The sequence below is a fragment of the Legionella sp. MW5194 genome, from assembly GCF_016864235.1.
Classification (GTDB): Bacteria; Pseudomonadota; Gammaproteobacteria; order Legionellales; family Legionellaceae; genus Legionella_C.
Genome location: NZ_CP045732.1, coordinates 270,478 through 293,984, shown reverse-complemented (window position 1 = coordinate 293,984; position 23,507 = coordinate 270,478). Strand labels below are relative to the sequence as shown.

Genomic DNA, 23,507 nt, shown 5'->3' with positions numbered 1-23,507 from the left:
CATGCTCACCTCCTTGCGCATTGAAAATTTTGCCATTGTCAAACAGCTTGACCTGGATTTTTCCCAGGGGATGACCGCATTCACTGGAGAAACTGGCGCTGGTAAATCGATTATGATTGACGCCCTGATGCTGGCCTTAGGCGGCCGTGGTGATGCTTCCACATTACGCACAGGCGAAGACAAATGCGACATCAGCGCGACCTTCCACATTGATAAAACCTCCGAACCGGCTAAATGGCTTGAGGAGCACGACATTGACTGCGAAGCCGGGGAAATCATTTTGCGGCGAGTAATCTATGCGGAAGGCCGCTCAAAATCCTACATCAACGGTCAACCGTTTCCCCTGCAAAAGGTCAAGGAATTCAGCGAAATGCTGGTTCATATTCACGGCCAACATCAGCATCAAACGCTGCTGCATCACGCGACTCACCGTCAGCAGCTTGATGATTATGCCGGTCATGATGAATGTTTGCAGCAGGTTCAGGCTCTTTATAAGCAATGCCTGACGATTAAACAGGAAATGGACCATCTTAAAAATCAGGATGCCCATTCGGATCGTCTGGAGTTGTTGCAGTTCCAGATCGATGAATTGCAGGCTTTAAATTCCTATGAAGGCGAAATGCAATCCCTAAGCGAAGAACATCAGCTTCTGCATCACGCTAACGATTACTTAACTCACAGTCAACAAATCCTGTCTTTGCTCAATGACAATGACGAGCTCAATATCAATCGGGCCTTAAATCAGGTTTTGCAGTCCATGAATCAGCTGCCCCAGGAGCAACAGACCATTAAAAATGCAGCGGAACTCATTAATAATGCACTGATTCAATGTGAAGAAGCCTTAAATGAAATTCGCGAATTCACCAATCAGGTACAGCTTGACCCGGAGCGCCTGCAAACCGTCGAACTGAGGCTCAGCGCGTTGCATCAGGCCGCACGCAAATACCATGTTGATGCCAATGCGCTGCCCCAACACGCCAGGCAACTGCAGGACGAATTCGAGCAATTACAAAATAAAGAGCAGCGCGCCTCCTTCCTGCAGCAGGAATATGATCGCTGCACCCGGCATTATCAGGAGGCTGCGGCGCAGTTATCCAACGCCCGAAAACTGGCTGCAGAAAAACTGTCCCAGGAAATTACCCGCATTATCCAGCAATTGGGTATGCCAAAAGGACGGGTTGAAATCGAAATCAGCGCACTTGACAAGATGCAGGCGCATGGCATGGACAAAGTCGAATACAAAGTCTGCACTAATCCCGGTATGCCGTCGGACTTACTGAGCAAAATTGCTTCGGGTGGTGAACTGTCACGCATCAGCCTGGCAATCCAGATGGTAACAGCCCAACGCGGTGCCACACCCACCTTGTTATTTGATGAAGTGGACGTCGGTATTGGCGGCGCAACAGCCGCATTGGTCGGTCAATTATTGCGAAAATTGGGCAAGCGTCTCCAGGTTTTTTGTGTCACGCATCAGCCGCAGGTTGCCTCTGCCGCTCATCATCATTTTGTAGTGGAAAAACACAGTGAACACAATGAGACTTTTTCCCAGATTATCGCGCTTGAAGAAAGCGATAAAATCAATGAAATTGCCCGTATGCTCGGCGGACTGACCATCACGGAACAAACCCGGCTGCATGCTAAAGAATTGCTTGTTCAGAATCACTAGCTTCTCATGGCAAGGTCTGCTGTGATACCACAGCTAAAAAGAAACCCTGTGATCACGGCCCTTAATCGGTTTCTCATGAAAAATCACTCACATAATATTGACTTAAGTTTAGTGGCTTATAATTCAGATATATTTACGTCGTTGGAGTAATAATGCCTAAGAAATTATACGAAATCCTTGGACTCAACACTGAACAATGTTCAGAGGATGACATACGCAAAGCCTATCGCAAAAAGGCGCTGCAACACCATCCTGACAAGAATCAGAACGATCCATCGGCTGAAGCAAAATTCAAGGAAGTTGGTGCTGCCTACAGCATTTTAAGTGATAACCACCAACGCGCTCAATACGATGCAGGCTTCATTGATGAACAGGGAAATCCTGTTCAGGCACAACAACACAGTGCACCCAGACGACCTCAGCCGAAGCCCCGTGAAGAACACGCTCACAGACCTCAGCCGCAGCCCCGTGAAGAACAGACGCACAGGCCTCAGCCGACCAGAAGGGCTTCCAACCAGGACAATTACGATTCGCATCGTTTTTATCCACGCCCAGCCCCAACCTATTACCGGTTTTATAATTCACCCTCGGATGCCAGTACCTTCAAACCAGGCCCAGAACACGCCCCGTTTTTTATTTACACGACCCCTACACCACTGCGGACTCTGTTTAATCTGTTTACCGATTTTGATGCTCATCTGCATCGGGAAGAGAAAGCTGAATCCTATCGCTATCACAGAGGCAATTCCTCCGCTCCGGAATTTATCTCAATCAAAACGCACCATGCTCCCAGCATGGAACGGATGATTGACCAGCTCATTGCCCAAATGATTCTTCTGGAACTGGTTAGTCAAATGGCCCCGCATTACACAACAAGCACCCTGCCTCACAGGTAAACCATCGTGCCCGTGCACCAAGGCACGGGCATGGGTTTACCCCTTGTTTTTTCTTGAATTCAATCATTCATTCACACTGTTATCCACAGAGTCGCTTGCGAATAACCTACCAACCCCAAAATGATTAATTTTATTAAAATCAATTACTTATTTTGATTTTTGCCTTTTTTTGTGGGTGACCAACAAATTTATGAACAAAGTTATCCACAGATCGTAAAACACCGGATATGTCAAGATCGCAGAAGGCACATCAATATTGCTTAATAGAAGCATGACCTACAGCGGGGGCGTACCAGGAGAAGAAGCGGGGGGCTCCCTGGTGTCGTTAATCTCTTTGCTCAACTTCTCCCTGACAAAGAGGCCTTTTTTCCTGGCAAACGACAGGCTGGCCACCCCTTGTGCTTCAGGAGTTGTCAATGCCTTCTCTGGCAGGAGACTGTGATCGATAGCCTGAGACAGCTCATTGCATTGTTCGGCGGAAAACCGGCCTTCTGACTTTGCCAGAAGCATGGTAATCAATGTGTTACGGTTGGGCGGGTTTTCTCTTTTCAAGGCGCGAATAAACAATGACATCATCTTCGCCGTATACGCCGGTTTGTCATCCTCAGTCTGGGTATCAATCATGAGAATCACTGTTTTTACAACAAGGTCACACGGCAGGTATTTTTGTATTTTTCCATCCAGCAGAGCCGGGATAAAAAAATCCTTGACCAGTTCCGTATTCTTTTCCTCAACATAGCGGCCCATGTAATTTTCCAGTTCGCTGCAGGCTAGGCGATGTCCCCAGGAGGCGGCTTTAATCAATGATTCCGGGGCCATCATTTTCCGCTGCCGCAAAAAAAGGTAATTCAGATAAGCCGTTTCAGCCGGATCCGCTTCGGCTGCAAGGCGCATGAATTTTAAAATCCTGTTGTCTCTGGGCTCCCGGACCTCAATAAAATACCTGACACAGGCCAATGCCGCAACAGGGATCAATTGCCCTGCTCGCTGAAGCGCATTCACCGCCTCGTCTTTCATTAAATCCGAGGCGCCGAATTTAGCCTGTTCAATAAGGACATGAAGACCGGCTTCACGGGCTTTGTCATCAAATACAATGTGCAGCAAAGCCACTGTTTCCGTTGCAAGCGCCTGCCGTTTAATCCCCGAGGCACAGGTAAACTGCTCCAGTCGTCTAAAAAAAGACCAGGCCTTGGGCAAGTCATTGTCGTCCACATAATGACTTACCAGGGCAATGGCCAGGTTATAATCCAGTCCAAAGAAAACACCGATCTGCGAGGGTTCCTGTAAGCCGGCGACAATAAAATCAATCGCGGGCTGATGACCGTTTAGAATAAGCTCGGACAAGGCAGGTAGCGCCTCGTTGGCAAACCGTGCGGCAGCGATTTCCGGTGTTGCCTTGTTGAGTGCAACCATGGCTTTGACGGCATAAAACATCAATTTGACCATTTCGAATTGAAAGGTTTGCTGGCCATGGGCGAATAGCTCCCCTCTCAAGCGGTTAAAGTGTTCATTTTTTAGCAAATGATCGTGCAGTAAACAGACTCCCGCCTGATTTTTTTCACACCACTGCTCAAAATCAATCAGAACCAGCCTGTCCACGTGTTCAGGCAACAGGGCATTGATCAACAGGTGGGTACAGGTTTTTTTAACAAAGGCATCGCCCTGACTCAGTGCAAAAACAAAGGCCCACAAATAATAAGGAGGCCAGGGTGACGAGTCTTGTCCGACATCACGTCCGGCCAGGGGCGTTTCTTTTAATGCTTCATGATAAGCGTACTCACTTAACTTCTGTAAAATGACCTGATTTTGACCTTGCTGGTGATCGTTCAGTTGCCCCTGAATTTCAATCCAGGTGTTAAAAAGGAACTGCATGATCCGTGAGTGGGCATCAAAATGACGATAATGCAGGTTGGAAAAAAGCCTTTCAAACGTCTGTTTTGCTTGCAATTGCTTTGGCTCCTCCTGCCAAGCCCTCATGAGAGGAACCCGTTGGTACTGCTTAAGAAGTGCGTGCCGTTCTTGCAGGGGCGCCATGAGCAGGGCCACCAGTTTTTCCCTTGATTCCCGTTGTGAAGTCAAAGCAGCCGGCAGCGTGGCCTGTGACTGCAAATAGTCCAACTGTCGGTTGATGCCGTCGATTTCGCTTGCGATATCCTGACTTGAATAAAACAGTGGAAAATCCTGCCAATCCAATCCTGAATCAATGGAGTAAGCCCCCACCGCTTCCATTACATCAAGCGGCAACTGAGCATGCGATTGCAGGTAGGTCTCAATGCCTTGTGAGACCGTCTCAAAATAAAAGCAGGCCATAACCAACCAGTCAGACCAGTGCTCCTCCCCACGCTCAATAACACTTAACTGGTTGGTATGAAACAGGGATGGGAGGTCATTCGGCCCCAAGGGGTAGTTGCCCGCCATCATCAGGGTTTTAATAGGGCAATTGTTAAAGCGTTTCGCCATGTATTTCACCACCTGAAGGGGATGCATGCGGTTAAATGAATCGATCTCCTTTAGCAGTGTTGTACGCAGGGGTAACGGTGCTGGATGAGGCGACTGATCCCACCAGACGTAGAGCTGAGGCTCACAACCAGGCACAATCAGTTCGCCAATAACCGTCCCATACCTTTTGGCGATACGTATTCGTTGCAGAAAATGGACGCCAAACCGCAATTGGGTCGTGAAAGAAAACGAGAGGGTCACCGCATCGCCCTGACCAAGATCAAAGGTCATGGCATTGAGTCGTTGTTTGATTTCGTCCATCGATAACATCATGGTTTGATCTCATCACTGCCTGGAGAAACGGCAGGAAATTATTCCTGGTTCAGGTGAGTCCGCCGTTCATTCATCGTCTCCGCACTATTGATCACGGTTTGACGACAAATTTCCTGCATCACAGGGATGGTATGAAGTGGCGTCCCCTGCTGGATAGCGTAGGCAATAAAAAAACTGTCCTGCCATAACTTCTCCGTTTTACGCGTTTTGGCTTTCATCCACAACGTGATCCATAAGAAATGAAACAACCACTTGTCACGGTTTTTCTCCATTTCATGTTCAAAAACGGCTTCCATGGCGGTTTCAATGTCGCAAACCCTTATCCCCTCTACAAAACTGCTTGAGCGATTCACCAGTTTGTCGACGTGAGCATTTTCGATGTACCAGGACTCTGTGAATTTCTTGGTCGTCAGCCAACCGCGCGAACGCTTGAATGACGCGTCCATGGCCGCCTGAGTAAACGGGGCAATTTGAATACTGATTTCTTCCATTACGGCAGCCACATCAATGAACTCCGGCACAAAATGCAAACCCAGAAGTTCCTGAATTTCAAATAAATGCAAATCAGGCATCGCGCCTTGCGCGAGGGTAATGGCCAGAAAATGGTTGGTGATTAACACAAAATAATCGCTATCGACTTCACGTAAGGTCACCGTCTCATCAAAGGCTTCATCGTAATAGCTGGTCACTTGCTTCGCCGTAATGATCGGCGTAATCCAGGCATCCTTAACGCCGATCTCCTGCTTTAATAATAAACCGCCCAGACGATTACCGCGGTATTTTTTTAAATGCACAAACAAACCCTGCGCGCCGCTGCCATCGACTTCACTGGCTTTTACACGAAAAACCGGCTGGGTGCCCAGCGGATGAAAAATGACGCCTTTTTTTCGCTGAATTTTTATCCAGGAATTAAACTGCTCCTGATAAGACGACGGATACCAGCTTTTGATAACCTGCAGGCGCGACAACGAGATGGACGAGAAAGTAATGCTTTCAATGATTTGGGCGATGGTATCCACAACCACCTGGCGCACATGCGGCTTGGGATGAAGCAACAGGAGCAAGGCAATATCCTGACCCTCCTCAATGCTGTATAGATCAATCACCAAATCGGAAAAAAAGTCATCCGGCATGGCATAGCTTTGCGCAAAAAAATTCTCAGCAATATCAAACACAGACAAGTCGGACAGTTCCTGAATCATGTCTTTGATAGCACTTAAATGATTGGCCTCTTCTTCCGGGGTTAATTCCTCTTCTTCGCCTGCCAGATTTAAATAGGCTTCTTTAAGGCGAGATGACAATTCAACATGTACCTCGTAAAACGCATTAAGAATGGGCAGCCAAAAGCTTAGCGTGTGTTTGGTTTTATTGATGGTTTCGGCCATGTAATCCATTAAGTGAGTCAGGATTTTGCCACCGGCTTTGTTGCCGTTTTCATGGGCAGCCTGCAGTTGGGCAACACATATATCCAGTGCAAACACGCAGGCTGAATAATAAGGCCGCTCTTCATCATAGGAAGACTCGTCCAACTCCTCAATTAAATCGACCAGACGCAAAGCCAATTCAGGTTCCTGCAAAAAAGGCGTGTAATGCTGGGGTTCTGGATCACCATCTTTTTCAATGAGGGCTGCCATGCTGGCGATCCATTTTTTTAAGTGTTCCAGTTCAATAGTCATTCCGAATCAGGTACCTTTCTTGATTTTCCTTCTTCGTCAATGGCCACAAAAACAAAGGTTCCCTCGGTCACCTGGTAGCGCCCCGAAACGGCAGCCGGTTCTGCCCAGACTTCGACAGCAATGGTCATTGACGTTGTGCCTCGCTTTATTAGTTCCACGTGACAACTGACCACATCACCCACGTGCACAGGTTTTAAAAAGGTCATGGAATGAATGGCTACCGTCGCAACACGCCCACGCGCCAGTTTTTTAGCCAGCACGCCGGCAGCCAAATCCATTTGAGAAACAATCCATCCGCCAAAAATATCGCCATTGGCATTGGTATCCGCCGGCATGGCCAAAGTTTGAATGGTAATTTCACCGCGAGGCGTCATGCTATGATCCCGGTTTCAGTTTAGCCAGGGCATCCGCCATGGCGGTGTTAAACACGCCCTTTTTCGCCGGTTGCACCTGGCGTCTGTCTTCCTTTTTACGGGCATCGTCTTTTTTAACCACAGGTGCTTTTTTAGCCTGAGGCTTACTGACTTTTTTGTGTACAACGACCGGTCTGGCTTCATCGAGTTTCATGCTCAAACCAATGCGACGACGCTCTTTGTCAACCTCAACGACTTTCACCTTGACGATATCACCCGCTTTCACCACGGTGTGCGGATCGGTAATAAACCGATTGGTCATGGCTGAAATGTGAACCAACCCATCCTGATGAACCCCAATATCCACAAAAGCACCGAAATTGGTGACATTGCTGATGACCCCTTCGAGAATCATGCCTTCTTCCAGATGACTGATGTCTTCAACGCCTTCTTTGAAATTAACGGTCTTGAATTCCGGGCGAGGATCGCGGCCGGGTTTTTCGAGTTCACGCAACACGTCACGAACGGTCGGCAATCCAAACTGCTCATCCACGTAGTCGGCGGCATTGACGCTGGTTAACAAATCATGATTACCAATGACTTGGGTAATCGTCATTTTTTTATCAGACAGAATGCGTTCCACCAGTGCATAGGCTTCCGGGTGAACTGCGGAGGCATCCAGGGGGTTACTGCCATTCATGATGCGTAAGAAACCCGCGGCCTGCTGGAAGGTTTTTTCGCCCATGCGCGGAACCTGTTTTAACTGGTTACGATCAACAAAAGCGCCATGCTGATCGCGGTATTCAACCAGATTCTTTGCCAGGGTTTCGTTTAAACCGGACACACGGGTCAACAGGGCCACGGAGGCCGTATTGACATCGACACCCACTGCATTCACACAATCCTCGACCACACCGTCCAGGCTTCGTGCCAGACGAGTCTGGTTCACGTCATGCTGGTATTGGCCGACACCAATTGCTTTTGGCTCGATTTTAACCAATTCTGCCAACGGATCCTGTAACCGTCTGGCGATGGACACCGCGCCGCGCAGACTGACATCCAAATCCGGAAACTCGTTCGCCGCCAGTTCGGAGGCAGAGTAAACGGAGGCGCCAGCTTCACTCACCAGCACTTTGTTTAATTTCAAATCGGGGTACATTTTAATCATGTCCGCCACCAGTCGTTCCGTTTCGCGGGAGCCGGTGCCGTTGCCAATGCTTAAGAGGTTAACGTGGTGTTTGGCGGCCAGTTTTGCCAGTTCAGCGATGGCCTGATGCCATTCATTCTGCGGGGCAAATGGGAAAACGGTGGTGTAATCCAGCAATTTGCCGGTGATGTCGACGACTACCACTTTTACACCCGTGCGTATACCGGGATCAAGACCGATGGTAATGCGTGGGCCAGCCGGAGCAGCCAACAGCAGACCGCGCAGATTACGTGCGAACACGTGGATCGCCTCTTCATCGGCCGATTCACGTAAACGCGCCAGTAATTCGAGTTCCAGCTTGGTGAATAATTTGATTTTCCAGGTCATGCGTACGGTATCAAACAGCCAGTTATCCGCAGCACGTTCCTGATGACTGATGTTGAAATAAGTAGCCACCCTTCTCTCGCCGTACTCCACATCATCAACCAGGTGCAGGCCGATTTGTAAAACGCTTTCGCGTCGGCCACGGAATAATGCCAGCGCGCGGTGGGAGGGGATTTTTTTAATCGGTTCTGCATAGTCAAAATAATCGGCAAATTTATTCGCTGCGTCTTTTTTGTCCTTTGCCTCTCCAGTGGATTTAAGCACGGCATGCTGCCAGAGGTATTCCCGGAGCTCGTTGAGTAATTCCGGATCTTCGGCAAACCGCTCCATTAAAATCTGTCTTGCGCCTTCGAGTGCGGCTTTCGCATCAGCAATGCCAGCCTCGGCATTAATGAATTGCTGCGCATACGTTTCGGGATCATGCCCGGGCTCCTGCCAGAGGGTCATCGCCAGCGGTTCAAGTCCTGCTTCGCGGGCCAATTGCGCCTTGGTACGCCGCTTGGGACGATGCGGCAGGTAGAGATCTTCCAGGCGGGTTTTAGTGTCCGCAGTAAGAATGGCCTGTTCCAGTTCCGGCGTTAATTTTTCCTGCTCACGGATGGACTGCAGAATCACGGCGCGGCGCTCATCCAGTTCACGCAGATAAAGCAGACGCTCCGCCAGTTGTCTTAATTGAGTGTCATCGAGGCCCTCTGTCGCTTCTTTACGATAGCGGGCAATAAAAGGTACGGTCGCGCCTTCATCCAGCAGGCGAATGGCGGTTTCTACCTGCGACACCTTTACTTTAAGCTCCTGGGCAATTGTCGCTGCCGTAGACAACATCTCTTGACTCATTCAGTTCCCCGAAAAACATGATGATAAAAAAAACGAAAGCATTATATACTACTTTGTGGCCTTTGGTTAATTCCTTTCAATTAACCAGACATAATCGATAACCTCCCGCAATCCGCGCACAAACAGCGAATCGGACTCATCCATGCGACGTGGGTTTTCCTTAAGCAATTGCAGTGCGCAGCCAGGGTACAGAGCGGTTAAGTCATTCGGGGTGACGCTGTAAGGCGGTCCCTCCATCAGCGTCTGATTGTAGGTTAAGGTTTTCAGTAAAATGCGGCCTTTTGGTTTTAACCACTGCAGGCAGCGGGACGTGTACGCAGCCCGTAGCACCGCGGGCAAGGCCACGAGCGCTCCGCGATCATAAAGCCCATCCGCGGGTTCAATGAGGCGTTGAGGCAGTGTAAACAGATCATGGACCCAGAGTGTTAATGCCGGTGATGAATAGCACAGGCAATCGTCTATGGCCTGTTGTTTAAGAGGGAGGTGATTTTCAGCGGCCAGTTGCTGCACGGCAAGCTCGCTTAATTCAATGCCAGTGACCCTGGCCCCGTGCTCCACCAGCCACAACAAATCCAGACTCTTGCCGCACAAAGGGACTAAAATGGAGGGATTATCCGCCATTTTAAGGGACGGCCAGAATTGAATTAAGTCCTCATTCACGGACTTGCGGTGGAAAGGGAGATTGCCGCTTTCCCACAGCGCGTGCCAGAATTGTTTTCCTTTATTCACTCCACCGTCACCGACTTGGCGAGGTTACGCGGCTGATCCACGTCTGTTCCTTTCGCCACTGCCACATGATAAGCCAATAATTGCAGCGGAATGGTGTACACAATGGGCGCCACCCATTGACCACAGGAAGGAACGGGAATCAGGCGTGCGCCATTGGATTCCCAGGTTTGGGAATCATCCACAAAAACCACCAATTGACCGCCCCGGGCGCTGACTTCATGCAGATTGGATTTTAGTTTATCCAGCAATTCATCATTGGGGGCAACGGCAATAACTGGCATTTCATTGTCAACCAAAGCCAGCGGACCGTGCTTCAACTCACCGGCAGGGTAAGCCTCCGCGTGAATATAGGAAATTTCTTTCAGCTTCAGAGCCCCTTCCAGAGCGACAGGGTATTGCACGCCTCGTCCCAGGAATAAGGTATGGGATTTATTCACAAAAAGAGAAGACAATGATTCAATGGCCTTATTCATTTTCAAGGCACGCTCACAACAAGCCGGCAATTCCTGCAACTGCGTCAATACGGTTTTTGCCCGCTCATCGCGGCATAGCACAGCCGACAGCATCAGTAAGGCAGCCAATTGCGTCGTAAAGGCTTTGGTCGAGGCCACACCGATTTCGATGCCAGCACGTGTCAGGAAAACGCACTCAGCTTCGCGCACCAAGGTGCTGGTAGCCACATTACAAATGGCCAGGGTAGATAAATAATTTAAGGATTTTGCCTTGTATAACGCGGCCAGCGTATCCGCCGTTTCGCCGGATTGGGAAATGGCTATGAACAGGGTATTATCGCCGACGACCACATCCCGGTAGCGGTATTCGCTGGCAATTTCAACTTGAGTGGGTAGACCAGTCAGGGATTCAAGCCAATAGCGGGCCGTCAAACCGGCATGATAACTGGTGCCGCAAGCCACAATGTGAATCTGTTTGACGTCGGGGAAAATGGCCGCCGCATGCTCACCAAAACTGGCCTTGAGCACATCCAGGCTGACAATACGCCCTTCCAGGGTATCGGCCAGTACTTTACTTTGTTCGTGGATTTCCTTCAGCATAAAATGGCGATAGTTACCCTTGCTGGCAGTCTGACTGTCATTATCGAGCGGATGACGCTGACGTTGTACCGGCTTTTTGCTGTGGTCAAAAACATGCACTTCATTGGCCGTCAGCAGGGCGCTGTCGCCTTCATCAAGAAAAATGACCGATTGCGCAAAGGATCGCAGTGCCAGCGGATCCGAGGCAATGAATTGTTCGCCGATTCCCATCCCGACAACCAACGGACTTCCTTTGCGTACCGCAACCAGTTCCTGCGGCCGTTTCTGGTGAATGACACCCAGAGCGAAGGCGCCATGCATCTCGGCAGCGGCATCCTGCACGGCGGTCAACAGGTTTTCATGTTGCTGGTAATGGTAATGGATCAAGTGTGCCGCCACTTCTGAATCGGTTTCAGAATTGAACTGATAACCGGCGTTCTGCAATTTTTTACGCAGGGATTCATAATTTTCAATGATGCCATTGTGAACCACGGCAATTTCATCGTGGGAAAGATGAGGATGGGCATTTTCTTCACAGGGTTTACCGTGGGTTGCCCAGCGCGTGTGCGCGATGCCGATTGTGCCATGAATGGATACTTCCTGCATGGCATCAGCCAATGCCTGGACCTTGCCCTGGATTCGGACCCGCTTCAGCCGGCCTGTCTTGTCGATAACCGCAATGCCGGCAGAATCATAACCGCGGTATTCCAGACGTCTTAACCCTTCCAGTAATATTTTGCTGATATCACGTTGAGAGGTTGCTCCCATAATCCCGCACATAGTCCACTCCTTACCCCAATTCTTTGACAGGTCGCCAGCATAACCCTGCATGCTGGCGTCTTAATCATTTGAAAAATGGCCAAGTATGCCACAATACCGCAGATATACTAAATAGTAGACGGTTGATGGCAGTTTGTTTTATAGCCATTGGCTTTCATTACCTCACAGATTTCATAAGCCAGGTAACGATGAGCGCGTGTTGTTGGATGAATTTCATCCCAGAAGAGGTAATTATCCGGCGTATCACAGACATGATAATTGCGCTCGCCGCGCTTAAAACTGGCATCGCGGTATTGCAGAACCTGAGCATACAACAAGACGTAATTGCGTGCATAAGGGGATGCAGCAAACGCGCCAAACATCGGCAGTTTGACGTCAATGCAGGCGTCGGTAATATTGGTCAAGCCATAATCCGCTGGATGGTCCAGGGCTTTCTGCAACAGCGGGTTGATGTCGATGTAGAGGAAATTAACCTCAGGTTGTGCCTGACGCAGGGTTTCAATACGGGCCGCCAGACGCTCGTTATGCAGTTTAATGGCCGCACTCAATACCGGCTTGTCGGTGGTGTGAACAAATTTTGGCGTGAAGCCAACGTCTGGCAAGCCCATGATGATGACATGCCGTGCGCCAGCCTTGGTCAATTTATTTACACCTGAAACAATCCCGTCGAGTACATTATCAATGTAGGCGCTCATGACCGCCGGATTGTAATTGTCTTCAAACACCAGCACATTCAAGTAATCGTTAGCGCCAGTAAAGACGAAATAAGCCGTACGATCATCCAGTACTTCGTTCATTAACAGGTAGGCCTGTACCGTCAGCCCCAGGCTTGGCGGAATCAGTTTCCCAACGATCAGGGTCTTTAACGTATTTAAAGGATGGCGGATAAGATTCCATACCGTCAGTTGATAATCGTAGGTCACAGCCCAGCTGCCACCGAAAGCCTGGTTGGTGAAATCCCCATTGTCTTCGCGATCAAGGGCCAACATGGGCGCCAGGTATTCATTCCAGACGCGGCCATTGGAAAAATGATTTTGCCAATAGGGTTCGCCCGGGAGGACAGGTACTTTTCTCACTTTGCTGATCACGGAAGCCAGGAACGGCCCGAACTCTGTATCAAAGTAGTTGTTGACTATCTCAATGCCGGCGTCAAGCACCATTTGCGGTACGTAATAATCATAAGCAAATTCGGTCATCTTGTTGATGACAAAGACTTTTAAGGGACGAACCAGGTAGGCGGGGCTTTCTTCCTGCCTTAAACTTTTCAGCAGGTGAGTGGTGTTGCCGGTATCGGACAGGCTGTCACCAAAAACCACCATGGATTGGATGGTTTTACCCGCGTGAAGCGAGAGGGGCAGGCAGACGAGCGTAAGACATAACCATTTACAGAGTCTGGCAAAATTAGGCATGATCTCTCCTTAGAATCATTAATCCATTGAATCCCTGCAATGCGATAGAAATTACTCAGTCAGGTTCACGCGTGAAAAAAACTAGCAGCAAATTTCTAGCAACTTACCACCATTATCCCTGACAGTACACGCTTGTCAACGCATGGGGTCTGTTATTTTTTCTTGAGCAACCGGGCGCGATCACGCTGCCAATCGCGGTCTTTAATCGCATCACGCTTGTCATGGGTTTTCTTACCCTTCGCCAGCGCGATTTTGATTTTGATGCGGTTTTTGCTCCAGTACAGCGACAGCGGAACAATGGTGTAACCTTGCCGCTCAACACTGCCAATCAGTCTACTCAATTCACGCCTGTTTAATAATAGCTTACGCGTGCGGGTTGCGTCGGGCAGCGTGTGCGCAGAAGCTGTAGGCAAGGGTTGGATTTGCGCACCAAGCAAAAAGGCTTCACCGTACTTAAGGATGACGTGCGCATCGGACAGGTTGATCTTTCCGGCGCGCAGGCTCTTGACCTCCCAGCCTTCAAGCACCACGCCGGCTTCAAGTTCATCCTCAATAAAATAATCAAATCGCGCCTTTTTATTGACGGCAATGGAGGCGTCTGACGCTTTGTGAGTAGTCATAATCTGCTTATCATTGTTAACAAAGAGGAGGAATTATACACCAGAAAGCAATTCTGTCCGCATCCAGTGCATCTCTTGAGCGGCTTTGCAGGCGGTCTTGTTCTCGTGTATTTTAAATAGAGACGACTTCACGTAAGGACAAGATACACAATGAATATAGGTGAAAAAATACCTGCTTTTTCATTTACCGCGACCAATGGTCTTTCAGCCAGTTTAAGTGACTATCAGGGAAAATGGATTGTTCTTTATTTCTATCCTAAGGATTCTACGCCGGGTTGTACCGTGGAAGGACAAAATTTCCGCGACGCCTACCCTGCATTCCAGGCATTAAATACTGAAATTTTCGGCATCTCGCGTGATTCGCTAAAATCACATGACAGCTTTAAATGCAACCAGCAATTTCCCTTTGAATTAATCAGCGATAAAGACGAAGAAATCTGTCAACTTTTTGATGTCATTAAAATGAAGTCGCTGTACGGGAAAGAAGTACGCGGCATCGAACGCAGTACGTTCCTCATCGACCCGCAAGGTGTTTTAAGGCACGAATGGCGCAAAGTCAGCGTACCGGGCCATGTCGATGATGTCCTTGCGACGCTTAAATCGCTGCAAAAATAATGGCTGGTGCGCATTCTTTAATACCTCAATGAATCCCATTTCGCCCTTTGCGATGGGGTTCAGAGGCTTTAATTCATTGCAAAATCACTTGCGCTTTATAAAATTCAACATACTACTCACTGGCCGCTTTCACGGTTAGCTCCTTGTAAAAAATAATAAACAACTGGTCGCTGCGTGTGATTCCAGTTCTTTTGATGAACGGCTCCAGTTCCTCTCGCGTTGATCACGTTAACCTGGATAAACTTCACGGCTTGGGCATGAATTCACTTGACTGCGCTCCCCGCCCTAATCACAATGAATTGATTTAGTAGACAGGGATTATCATGGACAATAAATCTGAAAGCCGAAAATTATTTGTGTTGGATACGAATATCCTCATGCATGATCCCACTGCCATCTACCGCTTTGAGGAGCATGATATTTACCTGCCGATGGTGGTGCTTGAAGAACTCGACAGTCACAAAACCGGCCTCTCGGAAGTGGCACGCAACGTACGACAAACCAACCGCATGCTGGTGGAATTGATGAGCAATGCCAGCCATACCCAAATCGTAGCCGGCTTGCCTATTCCGAGCTTTCTGACCTCGGAAAACATTAAAAGCAGCGGCCGCTTGTTTTTCCAGACCGATGAATTTGAGCAATTGCGACCAACATCCCTGCCAGGACATAAAGCCGACAACACGCTGCTCGCCACGGCGTTAGGCCTGCAGAAAAAACACCCGGATCGGGCCGTGGTGATTATTTCCAAAGACATTAATCTCAGGATTAAAGCCGGTATTCTCGGCATTCCGGCGGAAGATTACTACAACGATCAAGTGTTGGACGATGTCAATCTGTTACACAGCGGATTGCACATTCTTGAAAACAACTTCTGGGATACGCATTCTAAAAACATGGAGGCCTGGCAGGAAAACGGCAAAACGTTTTATCGCATCACCGGCCCTCTCACGAATCAGTGGAATTACAATGATTGTTTAAGTACGGAAGACAACCAGTTCCAGGCCATGGTTAAAACCATTGAATCCAACGGTGTTGTCGTGCAGGTCGCACGTGACTTCACCCAACCCAAGCATTCCGTCTGGGGCATCAATGCCCGTAACCGCGAGCAGAATTTTGCCTTGAACATGCTGCTGGACCCGGACATTGATTTTGTGACCCTGCAAGGCTCGGCGGGAACAGGAAAAACCTTGTTGACTATTGCGGCCGGACTAACCCAGGTCCTTGATCAGAACCGCTACAACGAAATTTTAATGACGCGCGTCACCATCCCCGTGGGAGAGGACATCGGCTTTTTACCCGGAACCGAAGAAGAAAAAATGACGCCCTGGATGGGTGCCTTGATGGATAACCTTGAGGTGCTGCACAGTTCGCAGGAAGGCGGCACGTTTGGCCGAAATGCCACGCAGGATTTGCTGCAGAACAAAATTAAAATCCGCTCACTCAATTTCATGCGCGGCCGCACCTTTTTAAATCGGTTTATTATCATTGACGAGGCTCAAAACCTCACCTCCAAACAGATTAAAACACTGGTCACCCGTGCGGGTCCGGGCAGTAAAATAATCTGCCTTGGCGACATCAAGCAGATTGATACCCCCTACCTCACGGAAACAACATCGGGATTAACCTTTGCCGTGGATCGTTTCAAACATTGGCAGCACAGTGCCCACATGACCCTAACACGCGGCGAACGCTCAAGGCTTGCTTATTATGCAGCAGAGCATTTATAGTACGCGTTTTAGGAGAGAATACGCATGAGTATGCAAGCCATTACCTTCGATGATGTGTTGCTGGTGCCCGCCTACAATCATCATGAGTCTCGCCGGGTAGTGAATATCGGCATGACGGATCGTCTCGGCAAATTAAATCTTAAGCTGCCGATTATGAGCTCGAACATGGATACCATTACCGAAAGCAACATGGCTAACTTTATGCACAGCAAGGGCGGCATTGGCGTCATGCATCGCTTTTTAAGCATTGACGACAACATTCGTGAATTCAAACAGTGTCAGGGACAGGTTTTTGTCTCCGTTGGCTGCACGGATGCGGAATTGCAGCGTGCCGAAGCCCTGCGCGATGCGGGCGCTGATTTTTTCTGTGTTGACGTCGCCCACGCCCATGCCAAATACGTGGGTAAAACCTTAAAAAACCTGCGCAAACTTCTTGGCAGCCGCTGCATTATGGCGGGCAATGTCGCGACCTATGCCGGCGCGGATTATTTAGCCTCCTGCGGTGCGGACATCATCAAAGCCGGTATTGGCGGCGGCTCCGTCTGCAGCACGCGAATTAAAACCGGTTTTGGCATTCCCATGCTTACCTGCATTCAGGATTGCGCCCGCACGGATCGTTCCATTGTCGCTGATGGGGGTATCCGTACGTCAGGTGACATCGTCAAAGCCTTGGCCTTTGGCGCCGATTTTGTCATGATTGGCGGCATGTTGGCCGGCACGGAACCCACGCCCGGCGAGGTCATTAAAAAGGACGATGGGCGTCTGGTCAAACGCTACCGCGGCATGGCCTCCCGCGAGGCACAGGAAGATTTTCTCGGGCAAATGCATGAATGGAAAACAGCCGAGGGAGTAGCAACTGAAGTACTCTACAAAACCAATCAGGATGCAATTATTGCGGATATTATCGGTGGTTTACGTTCGGGTTTAACCTATGCGGGCTCCGATACCATCTCCGAACTGCAACGCAAATTGAATTATGTGGTGATTACGCAGGCCGGCCGTCTGGAAAGCCTGCCGCACAAGCTAATGGAATCTTAAGGTTTCATGTCTGCCCGCTTAAGCGGGCAACCATTAACTACCCGATGTCAAGGTTACATCACCATTGAGACACCCTGGGTCACCTCTTGTTCCAAATCCATATCCTGTCCCTGGCCCGCGCCTGGACCGCTGACGATGCTTTCAAACTGATCCAGTTCCGGCATGTCTTCAATCGCATCCATGGGGTCGGTCATGGTGTCAGTGCTCATCATCGACATTTCTATGCCGTCTCCATCCATGTCCATGCTATCATCCTGCCCCGCTTCTGGCGCATCATCGCCGGCGTTAGTGCCGCCGCTGGAAAACATGCCCTGGACTGAATTAAATCCCTGACTTATGGCACTGCCTGCAGCGCCGATCGCGGGTGATATCGCCTGATTAATGGCACCAGTGACCTGTGAGTTGATGTCTTCGACAAATTTTAGTAATTCCTCAAGCTGCTTCATGTGAGGATCTTTTTCCTCATCCTTGTCTTGCTGATTATTACCTACCATATACTGATTGATTTTGCTGACCAAATCATCATTATCGCTGTTGCCTCCAGAGCCTGGGCTTGGCGTGGTCGACGTGGGGTTAGGTATGGACCCTGATAATTCTGTTCCAGACATAAAATCACCTGCAAAATGTCATTACTCTATTAAGAATAGCATACCCACCAAGCGACAATACGTTTTACGGGTATTCGTTGTATAATATTATCAAGTATAATATTACTAAATCGTTGTTATTTCTGCGTAGACGGCTGCATTTACAATTTTTTTTCACATTAGCAGTAGCGGACACTACCCAATGGCATCAGTAAAATCAGGTATCAGTAGGTACAAACGTCGATGGTTTGTTATGATTGCCAACGATGACAGGCTTATCCGAAGGGAATGGAATGAATTTAAATGATTTTCGCTGTATGAGACGCGGGGTGCAGGTTTCCATGTTGCGCAGGCGGGATGCCGAACTGTTGCAGCCCTTTAAGCGCGAAGGCAAGGAAAAAAACCATGCCCTGCTGTTGTTGCACGGTTTCTCTTCTTCACCAGCAGTCTTTCGTAATCTCCTGGGGGCATTTACAGGCTACGATGCCGTGGTTGCTCCGGTACTGCCAGGCCATGGCAAGAATCTCGATGCGTTTGCCGAAGTTAAGGCCCTTGATTGGCTTGCCTATGTTGAGGACGTTTGTGCGACGCTGGTGGCTGAGTTTAAACAGGTGGATATCATGGGCCTGTCCTTGGGCGGGCTCTTAGCCTGTCACTTGAGCAGCCGTTTTCCTTTAAATCACCTGTATCTACTGGCACCGGCACTTGATTTGCAGTTGGCCTTACCCGGTTCCCTGAAACTGGCCAGAATCCTCTACCAGCTGGGATTTCGTCAATTACGAAGCGCAGCCGGTAATTTATTCACAACCAATCATTGTGAAATCGCTTATCGCCAATTGCCGCTGACTACCATCATTGAGATTTTAACCCTGGTGAAGCAGTTTGAATTCAAACCACCCACCTGCCCTACCGATGTGTTTCTCGGCTGTTATGATGAAGTGGTGGCTTCGCGCCGTGTGGCTGCCCGTTTTGCAGGCTGTGACAATGTCACCATTCACTGGCTTGCCAAATCAGCCCATGTGTTGCCGCTGGATGGTGATATTGCCGACATTATTCAATGTGTTAATCAGAATCTGACGACTGGTTAAGCCTGCTTTAATCATGTACACTCAATCCCTTTATTCAGCAACATAAAGGGAGTCGTCATGTTTTCTAAAAAAGAAAAAGAAGTGATTAGTACGTTGGGCAATGTGGGTGCCTGGGTGGCCGCTGTTTTTTCTGTCGTTTATCTCGTGAAAGAGGGATTGCAACAGGGAATGGGGGATGAGCCAAACACAACCGACATCGATCCGGCCTTAATGATCAATGGACTTAATTTCGAATTCTTTGATGACGAGATGGAATTCACACCGATGTCCTGGGGATTTGGGAAATAACCAACAGCCCATCAGGGCTGTTAATTATTCAAACTCTTATTGTATCGCGTGTATTCCTGCATGGAATAATATCCCCAATCCCGCATGTCCAGCACCGCCCCATTATAGGCCATGAAGTCGGTCCGCATTTCCGGAAGATTGTAAAAATAAATATCACTGGCATCGCTCGCCAGAGTATGTTGCCGTTTAACGGCTGAAAGCTCAGCCACAGCCCGATCATGCGTTTTAACAAAGGCGCGGTTGGCTCGTAAATAGCGCCCCTTAAATTGGGCATTACCCCATAATTCCACATCAATGACATTGGCAATACCGGCCAACTGCATAAAGGCTTTGTTTTTGGCGCGAATTTTTAATTTATCGCTTTTTATCCAGTACATGCTGAACCAGCCTTCACCTGCCAGTTCGACCATGGACAGATTGGCCACCCCGGTCAATTGCACATGCGGCTTGCCGCGCATGGACAGTTGTAAATAATGCGCGTGAACGCCGCTAATCTGGACATTGCCGCTGCCTCGGACATCCAGTTTGCGCAGAAAAATATCACCGCCCAACGTCGTATTACCCGGATTATCAATGCTTAAATCCAGTAAGCCGGAATGAAGGCGGGAGCCGGTAATGACGCCGCCGCCCTGGTAAGTGAAGGAGTTTAAATAATGACCCCGAACTTCGACTGAAACCGCACCGCAACGGGGATAGCCTTCACCAATCTGGATAAGCAACTGGCCATTCTGAACTTTGGTCACCACCTGCTGCAGATCGCTTGCCGCGCCACGAAGAATCACTTGCGGTTTTGAATAGCCGGTGTGCAAATCGACATTGAGACGCCCTCTGGCAATGACATGATTGAAGCTCGGTACTGTACGGACCTGCGTGCTACGAACATTGGCCACTGCCACGGGTTGCTGCTCGGTCGCTACCGCCTGGCGATGGCAACCACTAAGTAGAAACCCTATAAAAATCAATACCAAAAAGCGGCTCAACATAAATCTCGTTTCCAAATGGACGTGTATTTCCCTACATTAGAGGAAGTTAAAGCAATGCGCAAGCATCCTGCCTGGTGATTCTCAAGCCTCGGCAGGATGAACCAAACGGCCTAAAACCAGGCATTCATGGTGAAATCGGAAATGCCGACCGACGCAGGACAGCCCTGGTAGCGTTTTAATTCCGGTGCCTTCTCGACTAAGGTTTTAAGTGATTCTGAATAGGGTATCAATGCCGGCAACTGAATATAAATGTCGACTAAAAAGCCGTTTTTACATCCGAGATACACCTTCTTGGCTGCATTACTGCCAAACGACAGACGCACTCTCTCTTCCAGTTCATTTCGCGTCACGGTTTTACCAAGATGTTCATGCAGGTAAGTGCCTAACTGCGAGAGATCCGCTTCACTGGCCAGGCGCATGGCCAATGAGAAATAGGCATCAGCACTTAAAATCTGACAACTGCCATGCTTATACCACTCATGCCGTTCGAGGCAACTGCCAAAGGCATAGCTTGGCATCAGCACACGCAATCTCTCTGCCACTTCATCGTTTAAATTCACAGCCGGGTAATCACAATGATTAGGCTGCGGCTCCACGCCGCAGAAACCGTAATTTTGACCGCATTGATTCTGATTTGGCCACATGCCGTGCAAAGTCAAGTGAGACGCCGCGTAAGAAGCTGGTTTCAATTTCATGCACTCAGGCTTGCCTGCTTCATAACCATAGGTCTGGCAAAAGGCGGGTTGCCAGCTTAACGCCAGTACATACGAGTCCGCCATGCCTGGACTTTGATCGCAACGGCTGGCGGGTTGAGTCTGGTAATCGGCATCACCGCATTGGCTGGCAACCCAGCGCCCCGTCCCATCCGCCATGACAATGCGCAGCCAGTCCGGTTTGTAGGGGCGGTTAATCTCTATTAAGGTAAAACGCTGCCCTGCTTCAACCGAGGCATTGGACGGGTTAGTTTTTTTGTTTTTGGAAAGGTAGGCAGGGCATGATTTACCTGCAATAAACGTACCGTCTACTGGCACTGAAGCCTGGGCAAACACAGCATAGAGGGACAATAACGATACAATGATTCTGATCACGTAGGCATCCTGTCAATTTAAGGCACACCTGATTATACAGAAGTTTCGGTAACTTACGAGAATTTTGCTGAGGTTATACCACTTGCCCGGCCGCCCAACCGGAAGACCAAGCCCATTGAAAATTATACCCGCCTAACCAGCCGGTGACATCGAGAACCTCGCCGATAAAGTACAGGCCGGGGATTGATTTCACTGCCATGGTTTGGGAGGAAATGGCCTCGGTATCCACACCACCCAGCGTGACTTCCGCCGTACGGTAGCCTTCGGTGCCATTGGGCTTGATGCGCCATTGAGTGACGCTTAATGCCACGTCTTTCAACCGTTGATCAGAAAAGGTGGTTAATTCTTTTTCAAGCACGTCCTCCTCCTGCCAGGTCGCCACCACTCGTTTTGGCAAGGTCATTTCCAGACAGGTTTTCAACCGCATTTTCGGTGTTTTACGTTTCGCAGCCAGGAGCGCGGCCGCCAGATCATGCCCCGGCGCGAGATCAATGGTTAACTCCTCTCCAGCGCGCCAGAAAGAAGAAATCTGCAACATGGCAGGGCCGCTTAAGCCGCGATGGGTAAACAGCATATCGAGATTAAATTCCTGATTATTACAGGCTACACGGCAAGGCACCGAAATGCCCGACAATGTGCCGTACCGTTCCTTATCCTGCGGCTGCAGTGTAAAAGGAACTAATCCGGCCCTGGTCGGCAGCACGTTTAAGCCAAATTGCGCCGCCAATTGGTACCCAAAGGGTGAAGCCCCCATGGTAGGGATGGATAACCCACCAGTAGCAACCACCAGGGAGTCGCATTGAAGGCGTGTGCCGCAGGCCAACTGCAAACGATAACCTTTTCCTTCGAGATGAACGGATTGAATCGAGGTATTTAATGCAATGGTGACTCCGGCATCTTCGCAACAGGCGAGCAACATCCCCACAATATCAGACGATTTGTTATCGCAGAACAATTGCCCGTGCGATTTTTCATGAAAAGGAATACGGAATTTGTTGACCAGATCAATGAAATCATAGGCGGTGTAGCGTTTTAACGCCGATTTACAAAAATGAGGATTGGCAGAAAGATAATGATGCGCCTCGATGTCATAATTGGTGAAATTGCAACGACCACCACCGGACATCAGAATTTTTTTGCCCGCTTTGTTGGCGTGATCAATCACCAGTACGCGACGGCCACGAAAGCCCGCTTCGATGGCACACATCAAACCGGCTGCCCCAGCACCAATGATTATTACATCCGGATTTTTCATAGAGATAATTCTCTTTTACCAGCAGCGATGCTGCTGGTAAAGAGAAAAAATGGGTAGAAACGACAGGATTAGATGGCAGATACTTCTTCTGCTTGTAATCCTTTAGGGCCTTTACTGACGGTGAACTGTACACGTTGACCTTCAACTAATGTTCTGCGTCCGGCACTTTCGCTTTTGATGGAGCGGAAGTGGACGAAAACATCGTCTTGACCATTATCGCGGCTAATGAAGCCATAACCTTTATCATCATTAAACCACTTGACGTGGCCAGTTTCTACTATAGCGGACATTTATATTTTCCAAATAAAATTAAACACACACTTGGAGTTGTCTAATCAAAGCCATGACAATGGGACTTTACGCGATAATTCGTCACTTGATATTCAAAGAGGGATTTTCACGAGAGTAACATTTTTCCACTGAGATATAGAAAACAACCAAGTCTTGTTATTATACTCCAGCAGGAAATAAATAGCGAGTCGCCTAGAAAATATTTCTTCAATGCTGCCAGTTAATAGGCGCATTGCTGAATTCGCTTTCC

General features: G+C 49.0%; 20 protein-coding genes. 7 read left to right on the top strand and 13 right to left on the bottom strand.

From position 1 onward, the window contains the following. Window position 1: 1 nt before the first annotated feature. Complete coding sequence (gene recN, locus GH742_RS01390) at window positions 2–1,666, top strand: DNA repair protein RecN (RefSeq protein ID WP_203455830.1); 1,665 nt, start codon at window positions 2–4, stop codon at window positions 1,664–1,666. A 152-nt stretch (window positions 1,667–1,818) separates the two neighbouring features. Further along, window positions 1,819–2,562, top strand: a complete 744-nt coding sequence (locus tag GH742_RS01385) for a DnaJ domain-containing protein (protein ID WP_203455829.1) — start codon at window positions 1,819–1,821, stop codon at window positions 2,560–2,562. A gap of 276 nt (window positions 2,563–2,838) precedes the next feature. On the opposite strand, the gene GH742_RS01380 is transcribed toward GH742_RS01385, so the two are convergent. From GH742_RS01380 to smpB, 8 genes are all read right to left on the bottom strand, one after another. Continuing rightward, window positions 2,839–5,334 (bottom strand): hypothetical protein, encoded by a 2,496-nt coding sequence (locus GH742_RS01380; RefSeq protein WP_203455828.1) that lies wholly within the window; start codon window positions 5,332–5,334, stop codon window positions 2,839–2,841. 38 nt (window positions 5,335–5,372) lie between these two features. Further along, entirely contained in the window at window positions 5,373–7,010 is a 1,638-nt protein-coding gene (locus tag GH742_RS01375) for a hypothetical protein (protein WP_203455827.1), read from the bottom strand. Further along, window positions 7,007–7,384, bottom strand: coding sequence for an acyl-CoA thioester hydrolase YciA (yciA, locus tag GH742_RS01370; RefSeq protein WP_203455826.1), 378 nt, complete (start codon window positions 7,382–7,384; stop codon window positions 7,007–7,009). The genes GH742_RS01375 and yciA overlap by 4 nt, the downstream gene beginning before the upstream one ends. 1 nt (window position 7,385) lies before the next feature. Further along, window positions 7,386–9,728, bottom strand: coding sequence for a Tex family protein (locus GH742_RS01365; protein WP_203455825.1), 2,343 nt, complete (start codon window positions 9,726–9,728; stop codon window positions 7,386–7,388). Between the two features lie 66 nt (window positions 9,729–9,794). Then, entirely contained in the window at window positions 9,795–10,457 is a 663-nt protein-coding gene (locus GH742_RS01360; RefSeq protein ID WP_203455824.1) for a thiopurine S-methyltransferase, read from the bottom strand. Beyond that, on the bottom strand, window positions 10,454–12,268 hold the full coding sequence (glmS, locus tag GH742_RS01355; RefSeq protein WP_203455823.1) for a glutamine--fructose-6-phosphate transaminase (isomerizing): 1,815 nt from the start codon (window positions 12,266–12,268) through the stop codon (window positions 10,454–10,456). The genes GH742_RS01360 and glmS overlap by 4 nt, the downstream gene beginning before the upstream one ends. Window positions 12,269–12,375: 107 nt before the next feature. Further along, window positions 12,376–13,677, bottom strand: a complete 1,302-nt coding sequence (gene plaC / locus GH742_RS01350) for a lysophospholipase/glycerophospholipid:cholesterol acyltransferase PlaC (RefSeq protein WP_203455822.1) — start codon at window positions 13,675–13,677, stop codon at window positions 12,376–12,378. Window positions 13,678–13,829: 152 nt separating this feature from the next. Continuing rightward, window positions 13,830–14,297 carry an SsrA-binding protein SmpB gene (gene smpB / locus GH742_RS01345; RefSeq protein ID WP_203455821.1) on the bottom strand — a complete coding sequence of 156 codons (468 nt, stop codon included), beginning with the start codon at window positions 14,295–14,297 and terminating at the stop codon, window positions 13,830–13,832. Window positions 14,298–14,447: 150 nt separating this feature from the next. Between smpB and GH742_RS01340 the strand changes: the two genes are divergently transcribed. The 3 genes from GH742_RS01340 (at window position 14,448) to GH742_RS01330 (ending at window position 17,677) form a co-directional block, all read left to right on the top strand. Then, complete coding sequence (locus GH742_RS01340; protein WP_203455820.1) at window positions 14,448–14,912, top strand: peroxiredoxin; 465 nt, start codon at window positions 14,448–14,450, stop codon at window positions 14,910–14,912. A 323-nt stretch (window positions 14,913–15,235) separates the two neighbouring features. Further along, the gene (locus GH742_RS01335; RefSeq protein WP_203455819.1) at window positions 15,236–16,639 is read left to right on the top strand and encodes a PhoH family protein; all 1,404 of its coding nucleotides are present in this window, start codon (window positions 15,236–15,238) and stop codon (window positions 16,637–16,639) included. 24 nt (window positions 16,640–16,663) lie between these two features. Beyond that, window positions 16,664–17,677, top strand: a complete 1,014-nt coding sequence (locus GH742_RS01330; protein ID WP_203455818.1) for a guanosine monophosphate reductase — start codon at window positions 16,664–16,666, stop codon at window positions 17,675–17,677. A gap of 53 nt (window positions 17,678–17,730) precedes the next feature. Here the strand turns inward: GH742_RS01330 and GH742_RS01325 are convergent, their stop codons facing one another. Further along, window positions 17,731–18,285 (bottom strand): hypothetical protein, encoded by a 555-nt coding sequence (locus GH742_RS01325; protein WP_203455817.1) that lies wholly within the window; start codon window positions 18,283–18,285, stop codon window positions 17,731–17,733. 272 nt (window positions 18,286–18,557) lie between these two features. Here GH742_RS01325 and GH742_RS01320 point away from each other — a divergent pair, with 272 nt between their 5' ends. Both GH742_RS01320 and GH742_RS01315 read left to right on the top strand, forming a co-directional pair. Continuing rightward, window positions 18,558–19,352: a carboxylesterase gene (locus tag GH742_RS01320; protein ID WP_203455816.1), complete on the top strand. Its 795-nt coding sequence runs from the start codon at window positions 18,558–18,560 to the stop codon at window positions 19,350–19,352. 57 nt (window positions 19,353–19,409) lie between these two features. Then, entirely contained in the window at window positions 19,410–19,640 is a 231-nt protein-coding gene (locus GH742_RS01315) for a hypothetical protein (RefSeq protein ID WP_203455815.1), read from the top strand. Between the two features lie 20 nt (window positions 19,641–19,660). On the opposite strand, the gene GH742_RS01310 is transcribed toward GH742_RS01315, so the two are convergent. The 4 genes from GH742_RS01310 to GH742_RS01295 form a co-directional block, all read right to left on the bottom strand. After that, window positions 19,661–20,623 (bottom strand): GIN domain-containing protein, encoded by a 963-nt coding sequence (locus GH742_RS01310; protein WP_203455814.1) that lies wholly within the window; start codon window positions 20,621–20,623, stop codon window positions 19,661–19,663. Between the two features lie 110 nt (window positions 20,624–20,733). Further along, window positions 20,734–21,711, bottom strand: coding sequence for a ribonuclease T (locus tag GH742_RS01305; RefSeq protein ID WP_203455813.1), 978 nt, complete (start codon window positions 21,709–21,711; stop codon window positions 20,734–20,736). Between the two features lie 73 nt (window positions 21,712–21,784). Continuing rightward, window positions 21,785–22,966 (bottom strand): NAD(P)/FAD-dependent oxidoreductase, encoded by a 1,182-nt coding sequence (locus GH742_RS01300; protein ID WP_203455812.1) that lies wholly within the window; start codon window positions 22,964–22,966, stop codon window positions 21,785–21,787. A 68-nt stretch (window positions 22,967–23,034) separates the two neighbouring features. Beyond that, a complete protein-coding gene (locus tag GH742_RS01295; protein ID WP_058531672.1) occupies window positions 23,035–23,256 on the bottom strand; it encodes a cold-shock protein in 222 nt (73 codons plus the stop codon). Between the last annotated feature and the right edge of the window lie 251 nt (window positions 23,257–23,507).

Coding starts and splice junctions, on each gene's coding strand:
- yciA (WP_203455826.1), bottom strand. CDS start 7,384: ATGACGCCTCGCGGTGAAATTACCATTCAAACTTTGGCCATGCCGGCG.
- GH742_RS01385 (WP_203455829.1), top strand. CDS start 1,819: ATGCCTAAGAAATTATACGAAATCCTTGGACTCAACACTGAACAATGT.
- GH742_RS01330 (WP_203455818.1), top strand. CDS start 16,664: ATGAGTATGCAAGCCATTACCTTCGATGATGTGTTGCTGGTGCCCGCC.
- GH742_RS01325 (WP_203455817.1), bottom strand. CDS start 18,285: ATGTCTGGAACAGAATTATCAGGGTCCATACCTAACCCCACGTCGACC.
- GH742_RS01320 (WP_203455816.1), top strand. CDS start 18,558: ATGAATTTAAATGATTTTCGCTGTATGAGACGCGGGGTGCAGGTTTCC.
- GH742_RS01375 (WP_203455827.1), bottom strand. CDS start 7,010: ATGACTATTGAACTGGAACACTTAAAAAAATGGATCGCCAGCATGGCA.
- recN (WP_203455830.1), top strand. CDS start 2: ATGCTCACCTCCTTGCGCATTGAAAATTTTGCCATTGTCAAACAGCTT.
- GH742_RS01340 (WP_203455820.1), top strand. CDS start 14,448: ATGAATATAGGTGAAAAAATACCTGCTTTTTCATTTACCGCGACCAAT.
- glmS (WP_203455823.1), bottom strand. CDS start 12,268: ATGTGCGGGATTATGGGAGCAACCTCTCAACGTGATATCAGCAAAATA.
- smpB (WP_203455821.1), bottom strand. CDS start 14,297: ATGACTACTCACAAAGCGTCAGACGCCTCCATTGCCGTCAATAAAAAG.
- GH742_RS01295 (WP_058531672.1), bottom strand. CDS start 23,256: ATGTCCGCTATAGTAGAAACTGGCCACGTCAAGTGGTTTAATGATGAT.
- GH742_RS01365 (WP_203455825.1), bottom strand. CDS start 9,728: ATGAGTCAAGAGATGTTGTCTACGGCAGCGACAATTGCCCAGGAGCTT.
- GH742_RS01380 (WP_203455828.1), bottom strand. CDS start 5,334: ATGATGTTATCGATGGACGAAATCAAACAACGACTCAATGCCATGACC.
- GH742_RS01300 (WP_203455812.1), bottom strand. CDS start 22,966: ATGAAAAATCCGGATGTAATAATCATTGGTGCTGGGGCAGCCGGTTTG.
- GH742_RS01335 (WP_203455819.1), top strand. CDS start 15,236: ATGGACAATAAATCTGAAAGCCGAAAATTATTTGTGTTGGATACGAAT.
- GH742_RS01315 (WP_203455815.1), top strand. CDS start 19,410: ATGTTTTCTAAAAAAGAAAAAGAAGTGATTAGTACGTTGGGCAATGTG.
- plaC (WP_203455822.1), bottom strand. CDS start 13,677: ATGCCTAATTTTGCCAGACTCTGTAAATGGTTATGTCTTACGCTCGTC.
- GH742_RS01310 (WP_203455814.1), bottom strand. CDS start 20,623: ATGTTGAGCCGCTTTTTGGTATTGATTTTTATAGGGTTTCTACTTAGT.